This is a genomic window from Bathymodiolus platifrons methanotrophic gill symbiont (assembly GCF_002189065.1).
Taxonomy (GTDB): domain Bacteria; phylum Pseudomonadota; class Gammaproteobacteria; order Methylococcales; family Methylomonadaceae; genus Methyloprofundus.
The window spans coordinates 1-1,627 of record NZ_BDMN01000085.1 but is presented as its reverse complement, the minus strand read 5'-3'; the positions used below and the strand labels follow the sequence as shown (position 1 = coordinate 1,627).

General features: G+C 42.5%; 3 protein-coding genes and 1 tRNA gene. 2 read left to right on the top strand and 2 right to left on the bottom strand.

Features of this window, described 5'->3' with window-relative positions:
- Window positions 1-537, bottom strand: a 537-nt coding sequence (locus tag CDZ78_RS05810) for a helix-turn-helix domain-containing protein (protein ID WP_167374192.1), incomplete at its 3' end; no start/stop codon positions are given.
- 62 nt (window positions 538-599) lie between these two features.
- Between CDZ78_RS05810 and CDZ78_RS05805 the strand changes: the two genes are divergently transcribed.
- On the top strand, window positions 600-848 hold the full coding sequence (locus tag CDZ78_RS05805) for a hypothetical protein (protein ID WP_087869157.1): 249 nt from the start codon (window positions 600-602) through the stop codon (window positions 846-848).
- A gap of 41 nt (window positions 849-889) precedes the next feature.
- On the top strand, window positions 890-1,072 hold the full coding sequence (locus tag CDZ78_RS05800) for a hypothetical protein (protein WP_087869156.1): 183 nt from the start codon (window positions 890-892) through the stop codon (window positions 1,070-1,072).
- A gap of 356 nt (window positions 1,073-1,428) precedes the next feature.
- Here CDZ78_RS05800 and CDZ78_RS05795 read toward each other — a convergent pair.
- Window positions 1,429-1,504 (bottom strand) — tRNA-Phe (locus CDZ78_RS05795).
- Window positions 1,505-1,627: the final 123 nt, after the last annotated feature.

Below are 1,627 nucleotides of genomic sequence, written 5' to 3'. Positions count from 1 at the left end.
ATCGACACCTAAAGTGACATATTTGTGACCTTTTTTTGAGGAGGTTTCATCTATACCAAGTTGAGTAATGGATGAAACATCATCCGCTATTTTAGCTTTGCCGATCCAGTGATTAAAGATCGTCCAGATTCGCTGTGGATTCACCTTTAACATTTCAGCAACCCGATTGACGGGCATTTCTCTTTCAATCAGTGCCAATGCCATGGCTTCAAATAGCAGAGTGAAACCACTGCCGGGGCGAGCCCAAGGGACTTCTACAGTACGAACTTTCCCGTCCGTTGTTGTGATGCGAGGAACAGAGCAATGTAGATAGCAAGAATGCTCAAAGAAGCTCAAGTGTTGCCATTGCCGATCGACTGTATCATGCACTGGGCAGAGAACCCCCGATTCATCAGCAAAACGGGCGCCTGGTTCAAAACCTATCTGCAAATGAAGTTCATTCTGTTCTAAAATATTGTCGTTTGAAAAGATAATTTCTTCCACTTTCCAAGGCGATTGTAAGCCTAAAGCCATACTAAATAAAGATTCATTATTCATGGTATTATTATCGCACTACCCACTAGGATTCACATAGAGCCGGTAATAATAGCCTGTTTGGTTTGCAGCATAGTAATCCGGTTGATACCTATAATGCATATTCTGCCCCTGGTACAGATACTAGTCTTTTTGCCACAGCAACTGACCCTATGATTGGAAAAGTCGTAGGCGGTGTAAATGTATTTGGTGGTGGGCTAGCTTTGTATACTACTGATGGACTTCTTGGACTACTAAAGTTGGTGCGATTGGTGTCTCTGGTGATACCTCATGTACAGACCATACAGTTGCATGGAAAATTAGAAAAGCACTAGAACTCGACAATGTTCCTCGTGGCCCAATCTCACAAGGAGATTTGTTTAACAATGCCGGAGGTGCTTTATCACTTAGAGAATATGGTATTGGTGACGAAATGTATATTGATGGAACAAAAATTGGCAAAAGTAATGCATCAGGCTGGGAGCATGCTGCTTGTCCTAATACACCGAGTAGAGCAAAGAATGCTGGTGCTATACTCGGTAAATTACCTACCGATTAGAAAATTTAGTTTCTTTAACTAGTTATAAATAGAAACCTCAACTTAGTGCTAAGTTGAGGTTTTTTATTGGCTTAAGTGTTATAAAGGAAACCAAAAGCTAAAAGAAATACTTTACCACCACTACCCCGTTTTTCGACCATATATCGCGATCAGCACACCAAGCTTAGATGGCTTTCAACGTAACTTTTTAGGCACATTTGCTAAAGAGGCTTAAGAAATTTAGTTGTTAGGTTCGTGAGCAGGCAATTCCAAACATTTAAACCACCCAGACCGGAGATTGACAGGAGAATCTGTCAGGCACAAAAAAGGCCCGGAGAGGATTTCCTCATCGGGCCTTTATCTATTTGGCTTTAGCATGGTGCCCAGGGGCGGAATCGAACCGTCGACACGAGGATTTTCAGTCCTCTGCTCTACCGACTGAGCTACCTGGGCTTGCTAAAGAAACGCTATTATTCCAGTTATCCTTTTGGTCGTCAACCTTTTTTAGGTGATATTTTTAAATATTATCTATCGCTGCCAGCCATGGAGAGCGAACGCGAGGGCTGGTAGTCCCCA